This window comes from Thalassotalea sp. G20_0 (assembly GCF_017744175.1).
GTDB lineage: Bacteria > Pseudomonadota > Gammaproteobacteria > Pseudomonadales > Endozoicomonadaceae > Endozoicomonas.
In genome coordinates this window covers 87,988-105,174 of sequence record NZ_JAGHQV010000021.1, presented here as the reverse complement: position 1 = coordinate 105,174, position 17,187 = coordinate 87,988, and the positions used below count along the sequence as shown (strand labels likewise).

The following is a 17,187-nucleotide window of genomic DNA, read 5'->3' as shown; positions in this document are numbered from 1 at the left end:
TGCGGGTCGATGGCCATGCCTGCCGGGTTTACGCCTGATTGCCGTATCAAAATCATTACCTCATAATAAAATTGTTTACGGAGATATTAATCCATTGTCTTATAGGGCAAACACAAAGAAGCAAACAGGTCAGTGATGTTTGAGTATTTCTTTTTTCTACATCGGTAAAAGCGTTAACAGGGGTTTGATAACGGTAGCCAGTTTTATGGCAGTGGTAAGAATAGTTTGAATTACATGGGGCTTTTTTTGCTATGAAAATGCAATTCCCGGACAGCCGCTTAGGAATTGTCTTTTAATAAGTTCCCGATTTCCGTTCACCCTGAGTGCTGAGCTTGTCGAAGTATCGAAGGGGCGTGCCACCAAACTTCGACAAGCTCAGTCCGAACGGAGTCAGGCAATGAAAATAGTGAGGTTATTTCCAGACAACTCCTTAGCGCTGTTGGTGCGGCAAATGTGACAGAACCCGGGCCAGATAAAGGTCATGCCTGGTACTGTGGCCATCGTCTCTGTGATTGGAGACGGTAGAGCGGTTCAAAGCCTGGCCATAGCGTTTGGTCGTCTACTGGAATGACAAAAGACAGAAGTGGGGTTTAATATCCGGGTTAAGATTATCGATTGAAATAAATATTATCAATCAATCGGGCTTTGCCTAAATAGCCAGCAGCAAGAATGACCAGTGACTGCTCATTATGCGTTGCGGGCAGCAGGGTTTGTGGATTGCAGATATTAAAGTAATCCGGCTTGAACCCGGCCTGGGCCATGTGGGCAAACGCATTTCTGCGCAGCAGGTCAAAGTCGGTTTCGCCCGCCTGAATCGCGTCTCTGGCTTCCGTCAGGCAGCGATAAAGAGCTGGCGCTATCTCTCCGCGCTCTTGTGGGGTCAGATAGCCATTGCGAGAACTCATGGCCAGACCGGTTGGCTCACGGGCGATTGAGGCACCGAGGATTTCAACCGGCATCACCATATCTTGCACCATTTTGCGAATGATGGTCAGCTGCTGGAAATCTTTCTCGCCAAATACCGCGATATCCGGGCGCACAATGTTGAACAGCTTGGTGACCACCGTGGCGATGCCCCGGAAGAAACCGGGCCGGGTATTTCCGCAGTGCATACCGTCCAGCACTTCGACACTCACATGGGTATGGTTTTCGCTGCCTTCCGGATAGATTTCATGGGTGCTGGCGGCATAGAGCAAATCAACACCGTGATCCATCAGCAGCTGCTGGTCCTGCTCCATGGTTCGTGGATAGGAGTCATAGTCCTCGTTGGGGCCAAACTGCAAGGGGTTTACATAGATACTCACCACCACAAAGTCGCAGCTTTCTTTGGCTTTTTCCACCAGGGTCAGGTGCCCGCCGTGCAGGTTACCCATGGTCGGTACGAAGCCAATGCGCAGCCCGGCCGATTTACGGGTGCCAACGATATCCTGAACTTCAGCAATAGAGTGTACAGTTTGCATGATGGATACTTTCCGTTTAGTCGAATCCGTGTTCCGGACCCGGGAATGTGCCGTTCTTGACGTCTTTAACGTAGGTAGCGACAGCATCCTGGGCAGAACCACCTTCAGCCATAAAGTTTTTCACGAATTTGGGTTTGCGCCCGGCGGTCATATTCAGCATGTCGTATATCACCAGCACCTGGCCGTCCGTGTCAGCACCGGCACCAATCCCGATCACCGGAATCTGAACGGCACGGGTGATTTCCCGGGCCAGCACCGAAGGTACACACTCCAGCACCAGAATGGCGGCACCGGCCTTTTCCAACCCGATGGCGGCTTCAATCATGGCATTGGCGCGGGCTTCATCCCGTCCCTGAACTTTGTAGCCACCCAGAACATGCACTGACTGTGGTGTCAGACCAAGGTGGACGCAGGACGGGATCCCCTGCTCACGCAGGCGGGTAACAATGGGTGCCAGCCAGGCCTCACCTTCCAGCTTGACCATTTCAGCACCGGCCTGCATAAGACGGGTTGCGTTGGTCAGCGCCTGTTGCTCATTGGTGTAGGAAGCGAACGGCAGGTCGGCCATTAACAGGGAGTCACCCGCTTTGGTACTGACACAGCGAGTGTGATAACACATGTCGTCCACAGTCACGGGAACCGTACTGGTTTGTCCCTGACAGACATTGCCAAGGGAGTCACCAACCAGTATCACTTCCACACCCTGACTGCTGGCCAGGTGAGCCTGGGTGGAATCGTAGGCCGTCAGGCAGGTGAATTTCTCACCCGTTTTTTTCATCTCGGACAGGATACTTAGGGTGACTTTAGCCATGGGTAAAGACCTTGATTAGTTGCTGTCGCGGATTATACGAGAAGTGTGAAGGCTTGTCAGTTAAGGGCTTGGCGCAATAGTCAGGCCGCCCTGTTGCCAGAGTGCGGGTTTCCAAAGCCTGACTGTTCACATCCATGGATAACGGTCGGCAATAACCTTCAGTCCCTGGTACCCTAGTTCATCCACCATTGCCTGCAACAGAGTACCATCCGGAAGTTCAAGATCCGGTGCAACATCCAGCAAAGGGCACAGCACAAAATTGCGAACCTGCATCTGATAGTGAGGAACGGTCAGTCGTTCTGACTCAATGCACCGGTTGCCAAACAGAATGATATCCAGATCCAGAGTCCTCGGCCCCCAGCGTACCGAGCGCACACGACCATGGGCGTTTTCTATCGACTGCAGGGCATCCAGCAGCCTGAGCGGTGCCAATGTGGTATTCACAGCCACCACCGCATTGCAGTAATCGGGCTGGCCGGGGGGGCCAACCGGGTCACTTCGGTAGAGCCTGGAACAGGCAGCAACCGTTATTTGAGGCATACTGTCAATGTCATCCACGGCACGCTGCAACTGAAGGTCTGGTTGCTCAAGGTTACTACCCAGCGCCACATAGGCGGTTTCTGCCATCAGGACTCTCCGGATTGATGCGCAGACGAGGCATCACCACTGCGAGGCTTACGCCTGCGCCGTCTGCGTTTATTGCCCTGCGCTTTCTGGCCGCCATGGCTGGTAAGCGACCGGATCATGGCATGACGGCCATGCTCATCCAGTTCCTGTATTTCTGTCCACCATTTACCGACCGCCGACAGGTTTTCACCGGCTTGCTCCCGAAGTACCAGGAAGTCATAGGCCGCACGAAATTTGGGGTGTTCCAGCAAGGTTTCAATCAGTTTGGGTTGTCTGCGTTCCAGTCGAATCTGCAGATCCCAGATATCACGAACCACCATGGAAAACCGGCGGGGAATCGCGGTGTGATGACACTGGTTCGTGATCACCGTCATGGAAGCCTGCTGGAATGCCGGAACAGGCGGCATGCCCTGGTCCATAAGCTCTCTGGCCATTCGCCTCATGGGTGCCCATAAAAGCGCGGCAAAAAGGAACGCTGGTGTCACAGGACGATTCTGTCTGACTCGTTTGTCGGTACTTTCCAATGCTTCAATAATCAGGTGACCGGCGTGTCTGTCCTGTTCTTGCAAGCAATGCGCTGTTGCTGGAAACAGTGGAGCAAACAACTGGTATTCCTGCAGTAGTTCAAACGTACGTACACCCTGACCAGACTGCAGCAGCTTCAGAACCTCATCAAACAATCGTGCAGCTGGAATATCATGCAACAACTGCCCAAGATCCCGAATGGGTTGCTCGGTTTCCGGTGCCATCGTGAAGTTGAGTTTGGCCGCAAACCGTATGGCCCTGAGCATACGAACCGGGTCTTCATGGTAACGGGTAACCGGGTCGCCAATCAGTCGCAGGGTACCGGTGCGAATGTCATCAACCCCGTTGCAGAAATCCACAACACTGAAGTCACGCCCATCGTAGTAAAGGGCATTAACGGTAAAATCCCGGCGCATGGCATCGTCTTCCATGGTGCCGTAAACATTATCCCGGAGAATTCTTCCGGATTCCGAGTGGCGGGACTTTTCCTTACCATGGTGCTGCTCATGTCTGGCACGGAAGGTGGCTACCTCAATCATTTCACGACCGAAGAGCACATGAACCAGTTTGAAACGTCGGCCAATCAGTCTGGAATTACGAAACAGCCTGCGCACGTCTTCAGGACTGGCATTGGTCGCGACATCAAAGTCCTTGGGGTGAAGATCAAGATACAGATCGCGGATACACCCCCCCACCAGATAAGCTTCATAGCCCTGACTGGTTAACCGGTTAATCACTTTGAGCGCATTGTCGTTGATGCAGCGACGGGAAACCGGATGTTTATCCCGGGGGATAACGGTTTTCTGCGGGTCGCCCGTTACATCAAATGTGGGCCGATGGCGTTTTGACCGATTTCTGTTACGCATGAGCCAGAAAATAAGTGTGCCTCCAAGCACCAGGACAGCCATTGCTGTTATAAAACTATACATTCCGGTGCCTGGCATCATAGGTTTTGCAGGATTTGTTTAAGTTGTGTAAAAAAAAGTTGCATGGATAAAGTGGCTTACCGTGGTTGTTTGTGGCTTTGACCTGCCTGATCAACTTGACCTGAAGGGTAGGTCCGTAAGGATCAGCGCTTATCATAGCACCGCCGCTGTTTTCACTCCATTTGTCTTGACATCAGTGACAACTGTTGTCGGTTTTTAGCAATAAAAAAGTTGCTGTGATTCAGAAATTTCACAACCGGCACCCCGAAAAAATCCTGATCTGAAAATTCAGTACCAGTTGCCACCGGAGTGCTGACCAGAACATTTCCGGCCAAAAATTTTACCAGACGATGTACCAATAATTAATTACAACTGGTATTTACGTACTTCTATTTCTTCACTGGTAATGGGAACAAATCATTTTTCTACTTGTCAGAGTTGTCGGTACGTCCATAAAACTTTTCACAACGTAACGAGAGGATAGTAATTATGAGTATCGAAGCTCCCGGCATGTTCCCTAACTACACTTTGGTGATCACCACCACAAACAAAGAGAAAGAGTCGGCTGCGATAGATGCCGTTGGTCGTCTATTCGGCCAAAACGAGCGTACATGTGCCCTCATCAAACCTCCGATACATCGATTGATGACGCCTACTCAACCGGTTGGCAAAGACATTCAATATGGAGCCGCCAGCCGAATTGATGTGGTCAAGGAGCTTATAAAGGAAGGTAAGACTCCGGTTTGCCCGGCAGAGGCTGTAAATCCTACTATTTACATCAGCTTGGAAAATGGTTTGCTGGTCGACCCTGAAGGGGGTCTCTCCGACGTTGCCTGTGCTTGCGTGGAGGTCAACGGCATTCGCTATTTTGGCGAATCCGATAAGGTCCCTGTTCGGGTCAATAACGAGCAGGTTAACATGATGACGCAGGAAATCCGGGATGAATTAGGTCCGGACGCAGACATCTACGACTTCAATTCCTGCTACAAAACCCTCAGCACGAAACAGAAAGAAGCCTTTAACCTTATGGTATTTGGTCATCGTCAGGGTTGTGACGAAAAAGATAATGTGCCGGAGCCACAAGTTCAAGGCCTGCGTCAGAGATTGATTAAACCTCTGCTGGATGAAGGCGTCAAGGACTTCTGGGAGACATATTCCGGTGGTATCCTGACCCGAAGAAAAGGTCTGAATCAGGCGATTAATAAGGCTTTAGACAATTTCATAAATGCTCAGAGCGGTGAAGATAAACTTCGGCTCGTCCAGACCCTGAAGCAATCCCTGATCATCCACGGGCTGCCTGCATCCCTTGGGGATCGCTATAGGCAAACAGTATGGATGCGTGATTATGGTATTATGATCGATACCCTGAGCAAACAAGACGTCGCCCGCCCTGAGGCCTTCAAACAGCTGACGGACTCTCTGGCAACCATTGCCAGCAAGCAGTTTGACAGTGGACTGATTCCTCAGGTAGTGATTCCAGACCCATTTTTGAGCGAATTTGTCTATCACCGGGTGCTGGGGGGGGACACCGGGCCTGGCTGGTACCACCATCTGCGTGACTATATGAAAGAAAAATACCCCGAGATCAGCATGCCCACTCTGGATTCGGAGTCCCTGAAAACCATCGCACCGGAAGAACTGAAGACCATACTCAACCAGCTTTATGCTAACTATCTAGTGGCTAAAAATACGGGTGACCCGGATGTACCCAATCCGAGCCATACCTTGAGGGGCTTACTGACCGATACCCTCGGCACATTAACGCCGGGCACCACCGACAGTGAAATTCACTTTATTCGCTCCATGACCAAACTGCTGGAACTTGCCGGCACTCAGGAGCAACAGGACGACGTCCGGAAACTGGTTCCCAACCTTGCCCATGCCATGGCTTACCTTGACAAAAAAGTACTGGACCCGGCCAATGGCTTGCCTCAGGGTGGCGATAACCGTGATATGCTCGACACCTGGATGTATCAGAAACTGCTGTGCAGTAATGCCTGTTTTCTCTATCAGGGCTTCACCGGACTGGCCCATCATCTGGAAGAGATCGGCCCCCAGCTCAAGATCGAACTGAGTAAACATTTCCCACCCGGGACAACGCCCGTTTCCGGCTTTATTTCCGCCTTACTTGATGATAATCCGCAGGCCGTCAGCGATGAACTGGCGAAGTTTAAACAGTTGATTAAAGAAACCTTCCTCTATAACCAGGACGGCAAATTTGACCCGAGGGACTTTGTCCATTCGGATAATCCCACAGGCCGCGAGTCCATGAACAAACCCATGGAATATATCTCCCCACTGGTTAATGCCAACAAGGATTTTCTGGAGGGTAAGGAAGTCAACCTGCAGGGGCTGGCACTGGCCATTGAAAACGGGCTGATTCAACCGGAAGATCACCCGGCGGTGGTAAAACTGATCAGATCACAACTGACGAAAGCTGGCCTGAAGGTGTTCTCTCCCATCAATATGGCTAACAATGACGAAAAAGCCATGCTGATTAAAAGCAAAGGTTTCCTGGTATGGCCGCAGATCGAATACCGGATAATTTATGCTCTGACCAATCACATGGAGAGTACTCCAGAGATTAAAGAACTGTTGTCGGAGTTGCACGAGGCAGGTGAAAGACGCCAGGGATTAAGTGAATGGTATAACACGTATGAATCCGGGGAATCCGAGGAGGAGAAGAAGACAATCGTTTATGGTGGAGGAGCCACTGGCCAGGGCTGGTCAATCATGTTGATGGAAAAGGCACTGAGTCCTGCCAACCGGACGGGTGAAGAGGCAATGGAAGTCGATGGATGAGAGCGACTGAAAAAATAGTGCCCATCCTGAAGACCCTCTTCCAAAAGGTTGCCCGGTAAAATAATCCATCCGGGTGTCACCTGAGGAAGGGGTGGCAAAAAATTGAGGGTAAAGATTTCGTTTTGTGAGGTGAATATAGGTTCTATTTGTCGCACAAAACGGATTTTTTTGTTTAATTCTCTGCACGACCATGTGAATGCAGGAGCAGTTACCGCACAGGGCAGTCTATTCTCGATCAGCCTCCTGGGACCAATGGCACTGACTTAAGGGTGAAAGCCTTGTCATGCGTGGGCTTTAAGGCACCCGGCGATTGGAACCACAAAGCACACAAAGAGCACAAAGGAAAAGAAAAGCTCTTCTTAGTGCTCTTTGTGTGCTTTGTGGTTCCAGTTCAAATCTCTAAACCTGTATCAATCCCCATGTTTGCGGGGCTTTTAAGCTTAAGTCAGTGCCATTGCTCCTGGGACACCCCCATCTATTGACTCCAAAATGATTTATTGTTGAGCTGAGATAAGAGCTACTTTATAGAACAGTCGAGACTTGTAAGGAGGCTCTGATAAAGAGATCCCCTTTTTCTCAGGAAATCTTCTTTGCAATGTGTAAATAGTTAACCAAATGAATGTATTGATAGGAGAATACGCTAATGAGTTCAAATCATCAGAAGAAAGTCGCCGTCATTCTCTCCGGGTGTGGTGTCTACGATGGTGCTGAAATTCATGAATCAGTATTAACGCTACTGAGTATCGAACAGCAGGGAGCAGCCTATAAATGCTTTGCTCCTGATATTAATCAACACCACGTCATTAACCATTTGACCGGGGAAGAAAGCCAGGAACAGCGTAATGTTCTGGTGGAGGCCGCCAGAATAGCGCGGGGGGATATCGAACCCCTGGCGGCGTTGAAAGTCGCTGACTTTGATGCACTGATTGTTCCGGGTGGCTTTGGGGCAGCAAAAAACCTGTCGGATTTTGCGTTTAAAGGCGCTGACCTGCGTGTGCAGGTTGATATGATGGTTGCCGTCAAGGCGTTTTCGGAAGCCGGTAAGCCCATAGGTTTGATCTGCATTGCTCCGGCAATGGCTGGTCGTATTTTTGCAGAAGGCGTTAGGGCAACCATTGGTAATGATGCAGCAACTGCTGAAGCAATGGAACAGACCGGAGTTGCTCACCAGCCCTGTGCAGTTGATGAAATTGTCATTGATGAGACCCATAAACTGGTGACCACTCCAGCTTATATGTTGGCACAAAATATCAGTGAGGCCGCCGCTGGTATTGGCAAGCTGGTCACTAAAGTGATTTCAATGACCAGTTGATGATGAGCTTCAAGCCCGGGAATATGCTCAAGATGTGAATATTCTCTGGCGTTCGCTCTTCATATTTTTATTTGCGACTAACTTGAACAAGCCGTTTAATGTCCGTTTCCGACAGATAACCCAATGCAATGGCTGATTTGATGATCCCTGCGGGCTTAATATCGCCTTGCTCCCCGTAAAAATCGAGCAGTTTAGCAAATATTGAGGAGCATTCCTTTAATCGAATAAAGCTCCTGACATGAAGAGATTCTAATGTATTTGTGGGGACCTTTGCTTTCCGCAATGAATTCTCAAATATTGGGTGCCGGAAAAGAGCAAGAATTTTACCTTCATCACGGCCTATATTGGCACCCAGTATTGAACAAATAACTCCGCGATGTCTGTGAGGCATATCTTTAATGCCAAGACCACTCTCCCACCGATCCAACTCCCAACGGTCAGGATCTGTCGGGTTATTGCTGGCTGGTTTATTTGCCGCAGTGCCACTGACAACCGATGGCAACACTCCGGTTTGATCCTGAATATAATTGATCACCCTGTCCAGAAGGCTGGATAATTGTTCTTTATTAAGATTGAACTCGCCATTGAGATTGAGCTTGCCGTCACTGCAATACCGGATAATACTTTGTCCGAATACAACAGCTGCACGACTGTCAGGATTTGTACCCTTTGCAACAACGACTGCACGGCTATCAGGATTATGTGTACTTTCTGCACGATCAACTGAGGATGGCAAAAGGGGTGCTTTTCCAGCTGAAGAATTCATATCAGAAGTCCCTGGGTATTTGATTCAGACGAATATGCTCAGGCTGTGAATATTCTCAGCGGACCGCTTTTCATATATTTATGTCTTCGGCTGTCAAGTTAAGAATCTCTTCAATGCCTTCTTCCGGCAGATAGCCCAATGCAATGGCTGATTTGATCAACCCTGTGGGCTTAAGCTGACGAAATGTTTCGGCCCCACTTTCACAGATAGTAAATAGTTTAATTAATATTTTTGAAGTTGGAGCACCTTGGTTTTTTTGAAGAATGTCCCCGACGTCGAAAGAGTTTATATCTGTTTTGAAATTCCCGGCCCGCAATGATTCTTCAAATAGTGGGTGCTGGAAAAGAGTAAAAATTTTACCTTCATCAGCCCCTATATAGCGACTAAGTATATCAAAAACGAGGTTGCGATTACGGTAATGTATCAGTACATTTATGCCAAATCCTTCCGTACTGAAAAACTTACTCTCCCAATTATCCCATTCCGAAGGGTCAGGAATTTTCAGGTTATTGCTGGCTGAGTTTTGTGCAGCACCACCACTGACAATTGATGGCAACTCCACCCCGGCATTCTCAGCAATATACTTGACTGTCATGCTCAGAAGATCGGTTAACTTGTCTTTTCTGAGCTCGCCATTAGAGTTTGAGCAATATCGGATCATACTTTTAGCTAAACCAACAGCTTGCATGCTATCAGAATCCTTTGTGTCCCCTACGCAATAAGGAGAGGGCGGAAAATGGGGGAATTCACCCACCGGAGCTGAGCTTTCCATGTTAGATCACCATTAATATCTCATTCAGAGGAATTTATTCTGTTGGACAACTAACCGGCAAAAATGTTCCATATTGAAATTATTGTCGCAGGTGTTTGTACAATTTTTTAGTAATATGGTTCAAATTTTCTGCCGGGCACACGCCCACTGCCAGATTTCATATAACTCGTTAACAATGAAGTTCATTTCAGAGCCAGGCTGCAGAACCAGCTCCAATTAAAGGAAAAGCACGCTATCGAGGAATCAGCACATATAGCTTGCCTGGCTCCTGTTGTGGCCCGGCAATAAAGGCTGCATCCTTGCCAATCCCCATATAGATATCTCCCCGGACGGGACCCTTTATGGCACTGCCGGTATCCTGGGCAACCATCAGCTGCTGGAATTTCTCACCGGTGGCGGTGAGACGGGTATCGAGCCATACCGGCAGGCCAAGGGGGATATAAGATGGATCCACAGCCAGTGTTCTTTTCGGTGAAGCAGGCACACCCTGAGCGGTGATGGCACCTTCCTCAGAAAAACTGAAGAAGATATAGCGAGGATTCTGGTTCAGTAGCCATTCCCGCTGGTCCGGATTGTTTTCCAGCCATGACTGGATGGTTTGCATGGATACTTCTTCAAGTTCCCCCTGCTGTTTCAGTATCCTCCCAATGGCCACGTAGTTGTGGCCATTATTACCGGCGTAGCCAACATGAATAATGTTACCGTCAGGCAGCTCCACACTCCCTGACCCTTGAATCTGCAGGAAGAACTTATCAACAGGGCTGCTCAGCCACAGGAGCACATCCCTGGCTTTCGCTGTCTGTTGATTGATTTCTGCCCGACTGCCATAGGGTTTCAGGAAGCCTTTCTCAACCCGGCCAACCAATCCCGGGCCACTGAGTCCAAAATCAGCAAGGCGAACCTTGACCAGGTCATGGGGCAGTTTCAATAGTGGGATTGGGTAATCTTCCGACGGCTTCAGGCTGCCGGGAATAACCGGGGAGTAATAAGCGGTAAACAGGCCTTGTTTCTGGGGAGAGAGCTGGACAGGCGTAAAGTTTTGCTCAAAAAAGGTTTTCAGTTGACGGTCGGGGGTTTGCATCAGCTCCTTACACAGCAATTGCCATTGCTGGTAGTTACCCCAGGGGCTGTTGTCGGTCAGTACCGAACGGTTCAGGTGCTGGCAACTGTTCAGCAAAGCCGGTCTTACGGCAATGGCCTGTTGCTGGCTCCAGCCCTCCAGCTCACTGAATGTTACCGGCTGTCGTTCCGACGCTTTGGTCAATAACCCGCAACCACTGAATAACAGAGAGCACAGAAGGGGAATAAACCTGAAAACGTTGCCGGTGACTGACTTGGAAAAACCGGAGATAGCGTGTTTGAAGTGCTGGAATGCAAAGGTCACGTTGAGTGCTTCTGGTTGAGAACTGTGAAATAGAGGAAGGTGCTGAATCAGCTTGCCTATTAAACCATATTTTTTGGCCTGTTGTGCAGGCAACTGCTTGCACAGTGACTGCCCGGATAGCCGGGGCGTTCTCAATTTCCCATGTGACCAGAACGCCCCCGAAACACTATTTATACTACTTCGGGCTGTTAAGAAACAACAGGCTCTGGCATACCACTCATCAATTTGCCCACTTCCTGATCAATGTAATAGAGGCCTTTATTTTCCATACCGATCATATCAATTTTATCGAGAATCGTTTTGAACAGCTTCTCTTCTTCGTGCTGCTCCGCAACGTACCACTGCAGGAAATGGAACGTGGAGTAGTCCTGCTCGGTGAACGCAGTATGAGCCAGGGCGTTGATCTTCTGAGTAACAGTACACTCATGCTCATAGGTCGCAAGGAATACATCCCGGACAGACGCGAACGTATGGGGCGGCGCATCAATACCGCCAATAATGGCCATGGCACCCGTTTCGTTGACGTAGTCAAAGAGCTTCTGCATGTGCTCCATTTCTTCCCGGGCATGGCGGCGAAGAAAGTGGTTGCACCCGTCCAGCCCCTGGCTTTCGCACCAGGAGGCCATTTGCAGATACAGATTTGAGGAGTAAAACTCCAGATTAATCTGTTCATTCAACTTGTCGATCATGATCTGGCTGAGCATAAGGTCTCCTGACATTTTTTAGTATTTGAATTATTTGGGCTGTTGAGGATTTGCCTGTGAACGCAACCCGCTGCCTGGGCCGATTACGAATAGTTATCAATAACCTTATAAAAGGTCGGGTTTTGAAAGGGGAGTATAATACCAATTGGGTTTTCTAACTACATCATTCAAAACATTGCAGGCTCCACCCTGCTGCACTTTGATCAGGGATCATACAGCCTCTGAGGTGTCTTTCTGGATTTATGTCTGATCATGGTTTTTGGTACAGACCTCAACCCGTTGCTGCCTGGTATCCCTGCGGTAAAAAGGCGGGATTGGCTAACTATCGGGCATTGTCAAAACCACATTGTTCATGCCATCTGGCAAAACGTCACTTTGCAGATTGTTACGTTTCACATTCCCTGAGGTAAAGAACTGGTTATTGACCGTGAAGTAAAAATCCAACGTGGTTGCAGACACATCGGTAGCTGCGGGGTCATGCTCACCAGAACTCCAGGGGACGGTAATACTCCATAGCCCACCACTGTTTATCATGGATACCGGGTCGTAGCCGTTGGAACTGAGATTAATCTGCACAGAAGTGTTGATGTTTGCCACATCCTCATAGGTTATGGTTACCGAACCATTGTCATTATCAGTGTAATTAACCACGCCGGTTAAATTGGCGACGGTCTGTCCGGGCTCGCCAATCCCCCAAGGTACACTGTCGTTGGCCAGCACAGGCATTTGACGATACACCTGCTCAACCACGTGCCCCTCGGTAAAGATGCTGTCGGCACCATCAAGAAACCAGTTTTTCCCCCCCCAGGTGGTATCGCTCAAATACCAGTGACTGAACACATTGACAAAATTCCAGGCATGCAGCCCACCACCGGCGTGACCTTCAACCCAGATTGTTTCGATGCCAAGGCGTTGCATCAGATACTCATAGCCTTTGGCATAACCACCACAAATGGCGGTACGAGTTAAAAACGCCCCTCGGATGTCGCTGCCATCAGCGTCAGCCCTATAGGTTACCATGCGCTCGTAGTTGACCTGAATCACCTGAATGATCTGGTAAATACTCATATCCGGCTGAATCAGGCTCAGCAGGTATGACACGGACGGTTCCGTTTGCAGCAACTGCTGAGCATAATCATTACCATCCTGTGCCGAATTGCCAATATAAAACGTCTGGCCGACAACGGTTGAACCACTGTATTTGGGCGATGCAGGCCAATCTTTCAAATGGAACAGCCTGGGACAGTTACGAACCAGGTATTTCTGAATCATTTCCGCTTCCTCGCCAGTGATGGTGATTCCGCGGGAAGCATAGTCAACATAGAGTTCAACATTGCCCTGAGCATCTCTCGGATATCTGTTGCCTGTGTTGTCGTAAGCCAGCAATAGCCGGTAGACGAGATCCCAAGCTTTTACTGCATCAGGGGTAAACAGTTTGGTGGAGTATACAATCTCATGAGGAAAAGGAGCCGTCAGATAATCCAGTCCGGCATTGAGCATGTAGTTATACCCGGTCACCGTTTCCTGGGGCAGGTTATTTTTCGGCAACAGTGTTGGGCTTATCGTCTCTGAAAATGCCCCCCAGTTAATGACAATAGGCGTTGCTGCGGTAAATCCGTCATGGTCGGTAACCGGAAAGGAAAAATTCCCGCTACTGTCCACGCTACCAGAAAACATCCTGCCGTTAACAACGGCGGAAATTTTACTGTTTGCCGGCGCAGTACCTGATATTACAGCGTCGTTTACCGTGCCGGCACCAAGAATCTGTATGGGCTGCACCCGGAAACCCGGAGTATAAGGCGTCAGACCATCAGGGGTGATGGCAAAGTACTGGTACTTACCAATGCAGTCTACTGGCCCGCTACTGCTATTGCCGTACAGAGTTGGATTTTTCAAGCCAGACCCGGGGTCAATGTTCAGGGCCACTACATCGCCATAGCTGAAGCCCGAGCCATTAATTTTTCGCACAAATCGGTTTACGTAAAGACTGTCTGCATTTGCCTGTAAAAAGGCGTTACCGGTATGCTGGTCTATGACCTTGAAGGAGAAATTATCGTTAACGTTGCTAAAGTTACCGGACTCTGCAGTGGCCTCAATCTTCATGGTGCTTAAATTAAAGAGAATTTTCAGTGAATTCCCGCCCCAGATGTTTAAAAAATTGAGATAGGGATTTTCCTGCGCAGTGTTGCCTGCATGGGTGCCAACATCGTCGGCCACCAGAGGTTCTTGTATAATCACAACGGTGATCAGGACAAAACTGATGATCAGATTCTTAAACATAGGGAAAGACACCGGGGAATTAAAACCTTTCTGGAACAACGCTCTGCTGCAATAACATAGTTGATAAAATCCAATACGACAAAATAGTAATAATTTACTGTCGTCTTTCCTGAAGGAGGGCTGGCAAGAATACTTTTTCGACCAGACCTGGTTTTGCGCTGAGTCAGCATCCTTATGTCAACAGGCCCTAAGAATACAGGCATTTAATATTGAGATTCAGGCAAATGAACCACCATGCCGTCCATCTCATCAGTGACGACAATCTGGCAGCTCAGCCTGCTGGTTTCTCTCGGCTCACGGACAACATCCAGCATTTCCTGCTCCATGCCTTCAGCAGATCCGACAATTTCAGCCCAGCCTTCATCAATATAACAGTGGCAGGTGGCACAGGAGCAGGCACCACCACACTCTGCGAGGATGCCATCGATCATGTTATCAACGGCACCCTGCATCAAAGTACTACCTGAGTCGATGTCGGCTTCATACTGGTTGCCGTCATGAGTAACAAACTGAATCAGAGGCATGGGAGTCCTTTATTGTCTTTCTTTATTGTCTTTTTATTGCTGTTTCACTCTATCGGACTCACCTTGGAAAGAAAAGTAAGACACTGTCTGTTGGACAGACAGCCCGGTCATTATTTGTTGTATATATCGGGCGTTTCAAAGGGTCCATCACAGCCAAGCTCAGGATGCTTACCCGGATGAGAGAGAAAGAACTCATGCATTCTGGCAAAGTCAGAGGGAATATCTCCAGACATAGACATAGGTGCGCCCATAATGACCTTTCGCTGCTGAAAGTCGAAGGCAATGGGTACAACCGGAACGTTGGCACCATTCGCTATATGATAAAAACCGGTTTTCCACTTTTGCACCTTTGACCGGGTGCCCTCAGGTGCAATAGCCAGCACGAAGTGGTCGCTGCTGTTGACCTCTGCGATGGCCTGATCAACCCGGTTGATGGATTTATCACGCTCAATGGGTATACCGCCAAGCCGACGCATCAACACACTCAGGGGCCAGAAAAACAGTGAGTGCTTGGCAAAAAACCGGACACGTATACGGGTTACCAGCTTAACCGCAACGCCGATAACAAAATCCCAGTTTGATGTGTGATGAGCGACGATGATCACGTATTTATTGAGGTGTTCCGGCAGGTTTCCCTCAATTTTCCATCCGCCAAGTAACCACAGGACAAAGTGTCCCAGGCCTGTCTTGAACCGGTTTTTGGGAAGGTAGTTGCTGGTGAAAGACGATTGCATAGTTAACTTGCTAAAGCAGGAAAGCGCGGCAGTATGTCACTTTTGTTGCACTGCGTCAGTCGGTAAATACCTTGCTAGATCAACAATCCTGAAGCCAGCCATTACGGACAGAGTGATCAATCTGTTCAAGAACGTAACGCCACAGTTTGGGAGCCAGGTGCTCCAGATACTGGTTCCGTCTCAACACCTGACTGCGGGTAACCTGATACTTTGCCCAGGTACCACCCTCACTGTCCATATTCTGGATCACGGGTAACAGGCAGTCCATGGCTTTGGCGAAGCGGGCATCCGGGCTGTGTACCTGCTCAAATTCAAGCCAGAGCGCCCTGAACTCATCGGCCTGCTCCTGTGGCAGCAGCCCGAACAGGCGCTCTGCCGCCGCCATTTCTTTAGTTGCCTGACCAGCCAGCTCGGTAGTCCCGGCAAACGCAAAGGTATCTCCGGCATCAATTTCCACAATATCGTGAAGCAGTAGCATCTTAATCACCCGGCCAATATCAACCGGCTCTTCAGCATACTCTTGTAGGGTCATCGCCTGCACTGCAATATGCCAGCTATGTTCGGCACTGTTCTCCTGTCGGCTGTTATCAGGCTTTACCATGGTTTTTCGATAAACCGCCTTGAGTTTATCCAGCTCCTTAATAAAAGCCAGTTGCTGCCCAAGCCTTGAGGAAATAACAGACATAAATTTTGAACCATATTGCCAATATTGCATCTAAGAACATAAATCCTAACAGAACACTAAGCCAGCAACTAACCATCGATTGTAAAATCAATCAGTTATAAAAGAAGCTGGTCATTGAGCAGAACCGGCAGAACACTCAAAACATAGTCGAATTAACCACCTGGTATGCCCGATGAGCCCATCTATTGCGGTAAACAGCACTCTCTTTGCTCACAGCCTCCCTCCTGAGCATGTCTATCACAACGATGAACCATCTGAAGAGTACCCGAATACCACCACTGAAGCTTGCTCTCAAAGTAACGCACCTTCAGGAAAAAGTGATGGGCTAGCCGTTAGAACGTGTGAGGTTATCGAAGAAACAGAAACATTTATTTCCAGGGTAAAACGTCATGGTAAATGCTTGCTGTCAAAAGTGCCCGGGGCTCTGTGCACCCCACTGAAAGTCTGCACTACTTTATTACATGCGGGCATTTTTGCCGGTTATTACGTCACAGTAATGACCATTACCGGAATTGGAGCGCTAACCGGGGCGATGACGGGGGTAGCAGCAGCAATAAAAGCAAGTATCAGACCCTGCCCGGCAGAAAAATCATTTAAAGAATACACCGTCAGTCATGCACAAAAAGTCTTTAAATGGCTGGCTCTGCCCTATGAGACATTGCCAGAAACGTTTAAGGGTTCAATATTTCCGGCGATAGCCAGTGTCGCGCTTTTTATTGTGGAAACGGTGACTATTCCGGGAAAACAGCTCTCCATTCATGTTTATGAAAACATTTGCCAGGCAACTTACCAGGCGACCAAACCCTATAAGCCTGTCACTGATATGACCGTAAAGCTGTTTGATACCACTAAACGATGGATTCAGAATTGAAACA

15 protein-coding genes are annotated in these 17,187 nt (G+C 49.0%); 3 read left to right on the top strand and 12 right to left on the bottom strand.

All coding sequences use genetic code 11. From position 1 onward, the window contains the following. Positions 1-608: 608 nt before the first annotated feature. The 4 genes from panC to pcnB all read right to left on the bottom strand — a co-directional run bounded on the left by panC (position 609) and on the right by pcnB (position 4,352). Entirely contained in the window at positions 609-1,460 is an 852-nt protein-coding gene (gene panC, locus J7438_RS13995) for a pantoate--beta-alanine ligase (RefSeq protein ID WP_209277037.1), read from the bottom strand. A 16-nt stretch (positions 1,461-1,476) separates the two neighbouring features. Next, complete coding sequence (gene panB, locus J7438_RS13990; RefSeq protein ID WP_209202902.1) at positions 1,477-2,271, bottom strand: 3-methyl-2-oxobutanoate hydroxymethyltransferase; 795 nt, start codon at positions 2,269-2,271, stop codon at positions 1,477-1,479. Positions 2,272-2,397: 126 nt separating this feature from the next. Beyond that, positions 2,398-2,898 (bottom strand): 2-amino-4-hydroxy-6-hydroxymethyldihydropteridine diphosphokinase, encoded by a 501-nt coding sequence (gene folK, locus J7438_RS13985; protein ID WP_209202901.1) that lies wholly within the window; start codon positions 2,896-2,898, stop codon positions 2,398-2,400. Continuing rightward, the gene (gene pcnB / locus J7438_RS13980; RefSeq protein ID WP_286196580.1) at positions 2,898-4,352 is read right to left on the bottom strand and encodes a polynucleotide adenylyltransferase PcnB; all 1,455 of its coding nucleotides are present in this window, start codon (positions 4,350-4,352) and stop codon (positions 2,898-2,900) included. The genes folK and pcnB overlap by 1 nt, the downstream gene beginning before the upstream one ends. A gap of 486 nt (positions 4,353-4,838) precedes the next feature. On the opposite strand from pcnB, the gene J7438_RS13975 reads away from it, so the two are divergent. Further along, complete coding sequence (locus J7438_RS13975) at positions 4,839-7,151, top strand: hypothetical protein (protein WP_209277036.1); 2,313 nt, start codon at positions 4,839-4,841, stop codon at positions 7,149-7,151. Positions 7,152-7,794: 643 nt separating this feature from the next. After that, the gene (elbB, locus tag J7438_RS13970; protein ID WP_209277035.1) at positions 7,795-8,463 is read left to right on the top strand and encodes an isoprenoid biosynthesis glyoxalase ElbB; all 669 of its coding nucleotides are present in this window, start codon (positions 7,795-7,797) and stop codon (positions 8,461-8,463) included. Between the two features lie 67 nt (positions 8,464-8,530). Here elbB and J7438_RS13965 read toward each other — a convergent pair whose 3' ends face one another. From J7438_RS13965 to J7438_RS13930, 8 genes are all read right to left on the bottom strand, one after another. Then, positions 8,531-9,229 carry a hypothetical protein gene (locus tag J7438_RS13965; protein WP_209277034.1) on the bottom strand — a complete coding sequence of 233 codons (699 nt, stop codon included), beginning with the start codon at positions 9,227-9,229 and terminating at the stop codon, positions 8,531-8,533. 70 nt (positions 9,230-9,299) lie between these two features. Then, complete coding sequence (locus J7438_RS13960; RefSeq protein ID WP_209277033.1) at positions 9,300-9,917, bottom strand: hypothetical protein; 618 nt, start codon at positions 9,915-9,917, stop codon at positions 9,300-9,302. Positions 9,918-10,233: 316 nt separating this feature from the next. Then, a complete protein-coding gene (mltA, locus tag J7438_RS13955) occupies positions 10,234-11,385 on the bottom strand; it encodes a murein transglycosylase A (RefSeq protein WP_209277032.1) in 1,152 nt (383 codons plus the stop codon). Between the two features lie 188 nt (positions 11,386-11,573). Continuing rightward, the gene (ftnA, locus tag J7438_RS13950; protein WP_209277031.1) at positions 11,574-12,089 is read right to left on the bottom strand and encodes a non-heme ferritin; all 516 of its coding nucleotides are present in this window, start codon (positions 12,087-12,089) and stop codon (positions 11,574-11,576) included. Between the two features lie 318 nt (positions 12,090-12,407). Beyond that, on the bottom strand, positions 12,408-14,369 hold the full coding sequence (locus J7438_RS13945) for a hypothetical protein (protein WP_209277030.1): 1,962 nt from the start codon (positions 14,367-14,369) through the stop codon (positions 12,408-12,410). Between the two features lie 203 nt (positions 14,370-14,572). Further along, positions 14,573-14,893 carry a 2Fe-2S iron-sulfur cluster-binding protein gene (locus J7438_RS13940; protein ID WP_209277029.1) on the bottom strand — a complete coding sequence of 107 codons (321 nt, stop codon included), beginning with the start codon at positions 14,891-14,893 and terminating at the stop codon, positions 14,573-14,575. A gap of 110 nt (positions 14,894-15,003) precedes the next feature. Then, positions 15,004-15,627: a 1-acyl-sn-glycerol-3-phosphate acyltransferase gene (locus J7438_RS13935; RefSeq protein WP_209277028.1), complete on the bottom strand. Its 624-nt coding sequence runs from the start codon at positions 15,625-15,627 to the stop codon at positions 15,004-15,006. A gap of 79 nt (positions 15,628-15,706) precedes the next feature. Beyond that, positions 15,707-16,312 carry an HD domain-containing protein gene (locus tag J7438_RS13930; protein WP_209277027.1) on the bottom strand — a complete coding sequence of 202 codons (606 nt, stop codon included), beginning with the start codon at positions 16,310-16,312 and terminating at the stop codon, positions 15,707-15,709. A gap of 172 nt (positions 16,313-16,484) precedes the next feature. Here J7438_RS13930 and J7438_RS13925 point away from each other — a divergent pair, with 172 nt between their 5' ends. Then, entirely contained in the window at positions 16,485-17,183 is a 699-nt protein-coding gene (locus tag J7438_RS13925) for a hypothetical protein (RefSeq protein ID WP_209277026.1), read from the top strand. Positions 17,184-17,187 lie beyond the last annotated feature (4 nt).

What these genes read in the sequence shown, in the direction of transcription:
- elbB (WP_209277035.1), top strand. Translation starts at nt 7,795, where the DNA reads ATGAGTTCAAATCATCAGAAGAAAGTCGCCGTCATTCTCTCCGGGTGT.
- J7438_RS13975 (WP_209277036.1), top strand. Translation starts at nt 4,839, where the DNA reads ATGAGTATCGAAGCTCCCGGCATGTTCCCTAACTACACTTTGGTGATC.
- folK (WP_209202901.1), bottom strand. Translation starts at nt 2,898, where the DNA reads ATGGCAGAAACCGCCTATGTGGCGCTGGGTAGTAACCTTGAGCAACCA.
- J7438_RS13965 (WP_209277034.1), bottom strand. Translation starts at nt 9,229, where the DNA reads ATGAATTCTTCAGCTGGAAAAGCACCCCTTTTGCCATCCTCAGTTGAT.
- J7438_RS13925 (WP_209277026.1), top strand. Translation starts at nt 16,485, where the DNA reads ATGAGCCCATCTATTGCGGTAAACAGCACTCTCTTTGCTCACAGCCTC.
- J7438_RS13935 (WP_209277028.1), bottom strand. Translation starts at nt 15,627, where the DNA reads ATGCAATCGTCTTTCACCAGCAACTACCTTCCCAAAAACCGGTTCAAG.
- J7438_RS13940 (WP_209277029.1), bottom strand. Translation starts at nt 14,893, where the DNA reads ATGCCTCTGATTCAGTTTGTTACTCATGACGGCAACCAGTATGAAGCC.
- J7438_RS13930 (WP_209277027.1), bottom strand. Translation starts at nt 16,312, where the DNA reads ATGTCTGTTATTTCCTCAAGGCTTGGGCAGCAACTGGCTTTTATTAAG.
- pcnB (WP_286196580.1), bottom strand. Translation starts at nt 4,352, where the DNA reads ATGTATAGTTTTATAACAGCAATGGCTGTCCTGGTGCTTGGAGGCACA.
- ftnA (WP_209277031.1), bottom strand. Translation starts at nt 12,089, where the DNA reads ATGCTCAGCCAGATCATGATCGACAAGTTGAATGAACAGATTAATCTG.
- panB (WP_209202902.1), bottom strand. Translation starts at nt 2,271, where the DNA reads ATGGCTAAAGTCACCCTAAGTATCCTGTCCGAGATGAAAAAAACGGGT.
- panC (WP_209277037.1), bottom strand. Translation starts at nt 1,460, where the DNA reads ATGCAAACTGTACACTCTATTGCTGAAGTTCAGGATATCGTTGGCACC.
- J7438_RS13945 (WP_209277030.1), bottom strand. Translation starts at nt 14,369, where the DNA reads ATGTTTAAGAATCTGATCATCAGTTTTGTCCTGATCACCGTTGTGATT.
- J7438_RS13960 (WP_209277033.1), bottom strand. Translation starts at nt 9,917, where the DNA reads ATGCAAGCTGTTGGTTTAGCTAAAAGTATGATCCGATATTGCTCAAAC.